This window comes from Allobosea massiliensis (genome assembly GCF_042655245.1).
Lineage (GTDB): Bacteria > Pseudomonadota > Alphaproteobacteria > Rhizobiales > Beijerinckiaceae > Allobosea > Allobosea massiliensis.
Genome location: NZ_JBHSLU010000135.1, coordinates 1,254 through 5,431 on the forward strand (window position 1 = coordinate 1,254; position 4,178 = coordinate 5,431).

3 protein-coding genes are annotated in these 4,178 nt (G+C 66.6%); all 3 read left to right on the forward strand.

From position 1 onward, the window contains the following. Positions 1–400 precede the first annotated feature (400 nt). From ACFPN9_RS27795 to ACFPN9_RS27805, 3 genes are read left to right on the forward strand one after another with little or no spacing between them, the layout of a single operon-like run. On the forward strand, positions 401–2,443 hold the full coding sequence (locus ACFPN9_RS27795; RefSeq protein ID WP_066733966.1) for a 2Fe-2S iron-sulfur cluster-binding protein: 2,043 nt from the start codon (positions 401–403) through the stop codon (positions 2,441–2,443). A gap of 1 nt (position 2,444) precedes the next feature. Then, entirely contained in the window at positions 2,445–3,152 is a 708-nt protein-coding gene (locus ACFPN9_RS27800; protein WP_066733964.1) for an iron reductase, read from the forward strand. After that, positions 3,149–3,925 (forward strand): cytochrome c3 family protein, encoded by a 777-nt coding sequence (locus ACFPN9_RS27805; RefSeq protein ID WP_066734003.1) that lies wholly within the window; start codon positions 3,149–3,151, stop codon positions 3,923–3,925. Before ACFPN9_RS27800 ends, ACFPN9_RS27805 begins: the two co-directional genes overlap by 4 nt. Positions 3,926–4,178 lie beyond the last annotated feature (253 nt).

The window sequence follows — 4,178 nt, forward strand, 5'->3', positions numbered from 1 at the left end:
GAAGTCCCGCTCACCGTAATGGTGGGTCGGTCCGCGCGTCTGTTACGTCAACGCACCCGCGTCTCCTTGATCCGCATCAAGGTGCGAAAAGCTGGAAACGGCTTTCCCGGGGCGTTCGCACGAGGACCGCCTCTATCTACTGGGCAGCTGAAAGACCGCCGATGACCCGTGACGAAATTCTCTCAGCATCCTCGATGCCCTAGCCAGCCCGAGCTACCCGAAGGTGCATTAGGAGGCTAGGACGATGCGCTGCGGCGCTGCGTGGACGAGATCGACGGCCTGGGCCGCACCTCGGCTGAAGGCCGCAGCAAGTGCTACGGGCACAGGTCCCTTTCCAGTTCGGAGTCGGGTCGTGAGGCAAGGTCATGGCAGCCGTCGCATGGGGAAGCGTTCTCTCTGGATGCTTGCCAGCCGGTCCCTCATCGCCGTCGCCTTCGTCGGGGTCTGCGCGCCCCAGGCTGTCGCGCAGTCTGGCGGCCACGCCGAGCACCATCCCGGCACGACGGCCGGCACCCCCGACGCACCCCCCACCTCAGCGCCAGCAACCCCGACCGCTCCGCCAAGCAACCCGCCTGCGGGCGTTTCGAGCACCCAGCCGCCGATGCCCGGAATGGGTTCGGGTGGTCCCGGCATGGGGGGCGGTATGGGTGCCGGCGGTGCCATGGGCGGAATGATGGGCGAGATGATGGGCCGCCCGCGCAAGGAGTTCTATCCCTCCCTGATGGACGTCCCGGCCTTAACGGCCGAGCAGCGCCAAAGCCTGGAGGCCCAGGCGCGCATCCAGATCAGCGCCGGGACGGACGGAATCGCGAGCGCCGAGAATGCGCTCCGGCATGCCAACGCCGCCGGAGACGCGGCCGCGGCTGAGCAAGCCACTTCACGTCTCCGTGACGCTCTCAATCAGGTGAAAAGCGGCGCCACGACGCTCCGGTCGCTCACGGAGGGAAAGCCGCCACAGCAGATCGCGCAGGACTGGTTCAAGACCCAGCTGAACATCCCGACCGGCGTCCCAACACATGGGATCAGCGGACCCCTTGGCCTGTCGTGGTTCCACGTCATCACGATGTCGCTCGTCGCAACGTTCGCCGCGGCCATGCTCGCCATCTATCTGGTCCGCATGCGCCGCGCGAACGCCCTCGTGAACCGCCTGACGAGCGCCACCCCTGTCCCGGCCACATCCGCCGTCCCTGCACCCCCGGCCGCGGCCCCGCCCGTGCCGCCGGTATCGCCTTCGGCGAGGGTCGCGGCTGCCCCGGCCGCCGTGGCTCCGAGCGCTGCCCCTGCCGCAGTTGCCCCGGGTCCCGGAGGCGCGCCAGCAACGCCTGCGTCGGCCGCCAAGCCAACCCCGGGCAAATTATGGAAAGGCAAGCTTCGGGTCGCCGCCATCTTTCCCGAAGCGACGGGGGTCAAGACTTTCCGGCTCAGAGACCCCGGAGGCGGGCCGATCCCCTTCACCTTCGTGCCCGGCCAGTTCCTGACCTACTCGGCGGAGATCGACGGCAAGCTGGTCCGGCGCTCCTACACGATTGCGTCCTCGGCCGCGCAGACAGCCTATGTCGAGACCACCATCAAGCGCGAGGAGCCGGGCATCTTCTCCGACCACATGCACGACCACGTGGTCGAGGGCGACCTGGTCGACGTGATGGGGCCGTCGGGGGTTTTTACCTTCACTGGGGCGGAAGCCGACAGCGTCGTCCTGATCGGGGGCGGCGTCGGCGTCACGCCGTTGATGGCCGCCATCCGCTACCTCTTCGACACCGCTTGGCCCGGCGAGATCTTCCTCGTCTATGGGGCTCAGACCACGGCGCACTTCATCTTCCGGGACGAGCTCGAGTTCCTGCAACGCCGCATGCGCAACCTGCACGTGGCTGCCACGATGGCGCGCGCGGCGGGCACGCACTGGATGGGGGCGGAAGGCCACATCACGAAGGAGTTCCTCGCCCTATCCGTTCCCGAGATCGTCAAGCGACGCGTCCACCTCTGCGGCCCGCCCGGCATGATGGAGGCGATGAAGAAGCTTCTGGCGGAGCTCGGCGTCCCGCCCGAACAGGTGAAGACCGAGGCCTTCGGACCGGCTCTAGGCGCCGTACCCCCGCCCGGCGCCACAGTCATCGCGCACATCGGCGCTCCTTCACCCGCTCCCGCCGGCGCGCCGCCACCCCCGGCCGCGATCGGGCCGGCGACCGCGACGGTCCGCTTCGCGCGGTCGAACAAGACCGCCCCTCTTCCTCCGGACAGGAGCGTGCTGGAGGTCTCCGAGGATATCGGCGTGAACATCGACTACTCGTGCCGGGTCGGCATCTGCGGCGTGTGCAAGACCCAGCTTCTCGAGGGCAAGGTGACCATGGAAGTCGAGGAGGCCCTGACGCCGGAGGACAAGGCGAGGGGCATCATCCTGGCCTGCCAGGCCAAATCGATCGGCAACCTGGTCGTCGAGGCCTGACATGAGCCGGACCGAACGGCTGACCGTCGAAGTCGTCCTCACCCTCCTCCTGTTCCTGGTCCCGGCCTTCGTTCTGCATACGTCGCCGCGCTTCGCCGGGAGCCTGGCGGGCTTTGCGCTGGGCGTTGCCGCAGCCACCCTGATGGTCTCGCTGCTGATCTATCCTCTTGCCAAGTACAGCACCCGCCTCAAATCATGGATCACCCGGGTCGCGCCGATGGGTGCGCTGCTCACGTTTCACGTCTACGCGGGAGTGTTCGGTGCCTTCCTGGCCATCCTGCACACCGGGCACAAGTACCAGAGCCCGCTGGGCATCGCTCTCGTGACCGCCATGCTCGTCGTCGTCGCCACGGGGGTCGTCGGGCGCTACTACCTTCCCGAGACGTCGGCCGAGCTGCGGGAGGAGCAGTCGCGGCTCGCGACCTTGCGCTCCGCCTACGACCGGACAGCCGCGGCGTTCGCCGAGCGGCAGGCCCTTGAGGATGCAGCGGCCGCCGGCATCAGCGCGCCGGCCCTGCGGGATGTGTCGGTCCGCCAGCTCGTGGAGGGCATCGCTGACCTCGAATACGCCGTCGGCTCCCGAGAGGCGATCAAGAAGACATTCATGCGCTGGATCGTGGCGCATGTGGTCGCGGCGATCCTCATGTATCTGCTGCTGATGCTCCACATCGCCGGCGAGATCTACTACGGACTGCGGTGGCTCTCGTGAGGAAGCTCAGCCTTTTATATACGGTGCTGATCACCATCGCGGTCGTGGGCGGCATGACGGCGGTCGTCGCCTTGTACCGCTCGGGTTCGGCGTCGGTTCCAGGCTGGCCGACCTCCTTCCAGCCCGGCCCCCTCTCGGCGAAGCACGCGTTCCTCGGCGACAAGTGCGAAGCGTGTCACACGCCAACGAAGGGCGTCGAAGCCACCGCTTGCATCACGTGCCATTCCACCGCCGCTGCTGACCTTGGCAAGCAGCCGACTGCGTTTCACGCCAACGTTCAGGATTGCCGGGGCTGTCACGTGGAGCATGACGGGGCCGCCCGCCCGACCAAAATGGATCATGCGGCGCTCCTGCGGATCGGATCCCATCTCGCTGTCGGCGCCTCAGGTCATCCAGGCGTGTCGCGCCAGATGATCGACGACATGGCTGCGTTCCTGGGGGTTCCCGTGTCCCAGTCGGCCGAGAAGAATGCCCTGAACTGTGCGAGCTGCCACAGCAACCAAGACCCGCACAAGCAGCTCTTCGGGCGCGAATGCGCCACGTGCCACGAGACCGGCACATGGCGGATAGCATCATTCCTGCACCCATCCCCGACGTCGAAGGACTGCGCGCAATGCCACCAGGCGCCGCCAAGCCACTACATGATGCACTTCGAGATGGTGTCCAAGAGCATTGCCGGCCAGGAGCATGCGAACGTCAGCCAGTGCTATCTGTGCCACAAGACCAATTCGTGGAACGACATCAAAGGGGTCGGTTGGTACAAGCACCACTGACAGGATCGACTTGCAGCAGTTTCAAGGAAGCCGGTGTCGCGCGCCGCGAAAGGCGGGCTCAGAGCGTCCCGATTCATGCCGTCGGGTTCGGACAGGTAGCCGCGGGTCGCGGCGTGTCCACACGACCCGGGAGGAGCGACACTCATCGCAAGCTGTGTTTCGGCGTGCAAGTTTAGGTCTGACTCAGTTTCGCTGCAGGTTGGGGCTGTTCTGACGCTGGTTTCCAGAAGGAATCAGCACGATGAAGCAGCGA